The 4,439-nt window shown below is 75.1% G+C and carries 1 protein-coding gene and 1 pseudogene; both read left to right on the top strand.

Annotated elements, in window-relative coordinates:
- Positions 1–103: 103 nt before the first annotated feature.
- A pseudogene (locus ACQ5SO_RS21200) lies at positions 104–682 on the top strand (ATP-binding cassette domain-containing protein); the annotation flags it as partial.
- A gap of 86 nt (positions 683–768) precedes the next feature.
- Positions 769–4,227: a sensor domain-containing protein gene (locus ACQ5SO_RS21195; protein WP_430943644.1), complete on the top strand. Its 3,459-nt coding sequence runs from the start codon at positions 769–771 to the stop codon at positions 4,225–4,227.
- Positions 4,228–4,439 lie beyond the last annotated feature (212 nt).

Genomic DNA, 4,439 nt, shown 5'->3' with positions numbered 1-4,439 from the left:
ATAAAAGTTCGTCTTGGTCCCTTGGCGTGTGGGGGCAAAAACTTTCTTCCTGGGGTGGGTCCTCGTCCAACTCCCCCCCCCCCCCCCCCCCGAGAAGGTGGCGGCGCAGCTGGAGCTGGTCGGCCTGTCGGAGCGCGCCGACGCGAAGGTCGGCGAATTGTCCGGCGGCATGCAGCAGCGCGTCGGCCTCGCCCGCGCCTTCGCCACCGACGCGCCGATCCTGCTGATGGACGAGCCGTTCAGCGCGCTCGACCCCCTGATCCGCGCCAAGCTGCAGGACGAGCTGCTGGAGCTTCAGGCGCGGCTGAAGCGCACCATCCTCTTCGTCAGCCATGACCTCGACGAGGCGTTCAAGCTCGGCAACCGCATCGCCATCATGGAAGGCGGGCGGATCGTGCAATGCGGCAGCCCGCGCCAGATCGCGGCGAACCCGGCCAATGACTACGTGGCCGAGTTCGTGGCCCACATGAACCCGCTCTCGGTCCTGACCGCCGGGGATGCGGCCGAGCCGGGGCAGGGCGGGCCCGAGACCATCGAGGCCGACGCCCCCGTGGCCCAGGCCCTGCGGCGGCTGGCCGAGGACGACGCCCCGATGACGGTGCTGAAGGGCGGCGCCCCCGCGGGCCGGCTGACCCGCGCCGGCGTGCTGCGGCGCCTGGCCGAGGATACGCCTGGGGCCTGAAACCGGGCGGGCGCCTCTTAAGCCGATCCTCACCCCTTTGCGCGATTCAGCCCTCACGGGGCGTCTGGTGCGAAGGGGTGCGCGGCATGGAGGCCGAGGCCGAGTTTTTCGATCTGTTCCTGGCGGGCGCGGACCTTCCGGCGCTGCTCTGCACGCCGGACGGCGCGATCCTGCGCGCCAACGACGCCTTCGCGCAGGCGCTGGGCCGCGGGCCCGGCTGGCGGCCCGCGGGCGCGCTCGACGCGCTGTCGGCGCCGGGCGGGGCGGAGGCCCTGCGCGCCGCCTGCGCCCGCGCCGCCGCCGCCCCCTTCCCCGAAACGCGGATCGCCTGCGCCTTCACGCTGCCGGACGGGACCGAACGGTTCCTGCCCTGCACCCTGCGCGCGGCGCTGCGCGACGGGCGTTGCGCCGCCCTGCTGCTCAGGTTCGGCCGCGCCGCGCTGCTGCTGCCCGACGGCGCGGCCGAGGCCGAGGCCCAGGCGGCGGCCGCGCCCGTCCCGCCCCGCCCGGCCCGGGCCGCGCGCCCCGTCGCGGGCCGCCGCCAGGCCGATGCCGACGCCGCCGACCACGTGCGGTTCCTCGACCTCGCCGGGGACGTGGCGGGCAGCGGGCAGTACTATTTCGACGTCGGCAGCCGCCAGATGCGCATCACCAGCGCCTTCCGCCGGATGCTGGGCTGGTCGGTGGACGACCGCTGGATGCCCACCTCCATCTACCGCGAACGCATCCACCCCGAGGACCTGCCCGCCCTGCTCTCGGAGATCGAGGCGCTGTTCGCGGGCCGGATCGGGCGGCTGCGCGTCGATCACCGCCTGCGCCGCGGCGACGGCGGCTGGACCTGGGTGCAGAACAGCGCCGCGCTGTTCCCCGCGGGCGCCGCGACCGGGAGGCCGGTGATCTGCGGCGCCGTCTCGGACATCTCCGGGCGCAAGACCCGCGAGGCGCAGCTGGAACGGGCGCTGCGCGAGGCCTCGGACGCCCGCGCCGCGGCCGAGGAGGCGGCGCGGCTCCTCTCCATCGCCACCGAGCACGCGGGCGTGGTCCCCTGGCATCTCGACCCCGAAACGGGCGCGATGCGCTGGAGCGCCGAGCTGGAGCGGCTGCTGGGCCTCGCGCCCGGCGCGCTGGGCGGGACCATCCATGGGCTGCGCGACCACGTGCACCCCGAGGATTTCGAGGCGATCCGGGACATGAAGCGCAGCCTGGCCGAGGGGCGGGCGCAGCGGCTGCGGCTGGAATACCGGCTGCGCCGCGGCGACGGGACCTGGCGCTGGTTCAGCACGGACCTGCATGCGCGCACCCGCGCCGACGGGCGGCGCAAGATCCTCGGCTGCGCCGTCGACGTGACCGAGCAGCGCGAGAGCCGCGAGCGCGCCGAACAGGCGGCGCAGGAGGCCGAGGCCGCGCGCCGCCGCCTCTTCACCCTGTCGGACAACGCGCCCGTCGCGCTGCTGGAATACCGCATGTCCCCGGACGGGACCTTCGACCTGCCCTATTTCAATTCCTGGCTGCCGCAGATGATCGGCGTGTCGCCCGAGGCGCTGGCCGCCGACGGGTCGCTGATGATGGCCAGCGTCGTCCCCGAGGACCTGCCCCTGCTCTCCGGCGGGCTCGAGCGCAGCGCCCGCACGGGGACGGTGAACGGGCTGAAGTTCCGCGTGAACCACCCCGAGAAGGGCGAGCGGCACTTCGTGGCCCGCGCCACCGCCGCGCCGCAGCCGGACGGCGGGGTGATCTGGTACACCGCCGTCGTCGACATCACCGACCAGCACCTCGCGCAGCGCCGCGCGGACGAGGCGAGCGAGGCGCTCGACCGGCTGGATTCGCGCCTGCGGATCATCGCCGAGGTGTCGCCGATCGGCCTGTACGAGTTCCGCAAGTCGGCGGAGGGCGAGGCCACGTTCCCCTATCTCAGCCCCCGGGCGGCCGAGCTGCTGGGCCATGGCGCGGGCTTCGACGGGGCCGCGGCAGGGGACGTGCTGGCCCGGATCCATCCCGACGACCGGCCCGCCCTGCTGGAGAGCGTGGAGCGCAGCCGCCGCGCGCTGACCCGCTGGAGCGAGCGGCTGCGGGTGCAGCACCCGACGCGGGGCGCGTTGTGGATCCAGGGCGACTCGATCCCCCGGCCCGATCCCGACGGCGGGGTCACCTGGTCGGGCGGCCTCTACGACGTCACCGGCGACGTGCAGCGGCAGGAGGAGCTGGCCGAGGCGCATCGCCGGGCCGACGCGATGCGCGCCGAGAACGAGCGCCAGGCCCTGCATGACGGGCTGACCGGGCTGCCCAACCGGCGCAGCTATGACCGCGAGCTGTCGGCGCGGATCGCCGCGGCGCAGGGCGGCGGCGCGAAGGATTGCGTGCTGGTGCGCGTCGACCTGGACCACTTCAAGCATGTCAACGACACCCTGGGGCACGAGGCCGGGGACCTGGTGCTGCAGCGGGTGGCCGAGGTGCTGCGCGCCGCGCTGGGCGCGGGCGATTACGCGGCGCGCATCGGGGGGGACGAATTCTCGCTGCTGCTGGCCCCCGGGCGCACGCCGGACGACGCCGCGGCGCTGGTCGCCCGGATCCAGGCGCGGCTGGCCGAACCGCTGATGTATCGCGGGCGGCAGTGCCATTTCGGCGCCAGTTTCGGGCTGGCGCGGGCCGAGGACCTCGGCGAGACGGGGGTGGAGATCCAGATCTTCGCCGACGCCGCGCTCTACCGCGCCAAGGAAGGCGGGCGCAGCCGGCTGGAGCTGTTCACCCCCGAGCTGCACCGCGACATCCTGGGCGACCGCAAGCTGGCGGGAGAGATCCACGAGGCGCTGGAGACGGACGCGTTCGAGCCGTTCTTCCAGCCGCAGGTGCGCGCCCGCGACGGGGCGCTGCACGGGGCCGAGGCGCTGCTGCGCTGGCGGCACCCGACCCGCGGCCTGCTGGCCCCGGGCGCCTTCATGCACGTGGCCGAACAGCTTCGCCTGGCCCCGGTGCTGGACCGGCGGATGATGCTCCGGACCCGCGCGGTGCTGGGACGCTGGGCGGAGGCGGGCCTCGTGCCGCCGCGGATCAGCTTCAACGTCAGCCCCGGGCGGATGCACGACCCGGACGTGGTGGCGCTGGCCCGGGACATGAGCGGCGGGCCGACCAAGGTGGTGATGGAGCTGCTGGAATCCACGCTGGTGGAGGAGGAGGGGGAGGTGTTCCGCTTCCATCTCGACCAGCTGCGCGAGGCGGGGGTGGAGATCGAGATCGACGATTTCGGCTCGGGGCACGCGTCGATCATCGGGCTGATGCAGCTGGGGCCGGAGGCGCTGAAGATCGACCAGCGGCTGGTGGCGCCGGTGGCGGCCGAGAAGCGCGCGCGCACGCTGGTGCGGGCGATCGTGGACATCGCCGAGACGCTGGGCATCGCCACGGTGGCCGAGGGGGTGGAGACGGAGGAGCAGGCGCGGCTGCTGCGCGAGCTGGGCTGCGACGTGCTGCAGGGCTACCTGTTTTCGCGCCCGGTGGACGAGGCCGGGTTCCTGCGCTTCGCCCCCGCGCCGCGGTTGAAGATCGCCTGAAGGACCGGGCGGTCGGGCGGGGCCGGGCGCGCCGCCGCCGGGGCGGCGGCTCCGGCCGTGAACGGGGGGCATGGCCCCCCTGAACGGGCGGATCCTGCGAGGCGGGGGGCCGGCGCCGAACGGTCGCGCGTCTCCCGGGGGCGGGGGGGGGGGGGGGGGGGGGGGGGGGGGGGGGGGGGGGGGGGGGGGGGGGGGGGGGGGGGGGGGGGGGG

The sequence above is a fragment of the Rhodovulum sp. DZ06 genome (genome assembly GCF_050586345.1).
Lineage (GTDB): Bacteria > Pseudomonadota > Alphaproteobacteria > Rhodobacterales > Rhodobacteraceae > JBOCEF01.
The sequence above is the reverse complement of the archived record's forward strand: the minus strand, read 5'-3'. Positions and strand labels throughout refer to the sequence as shown.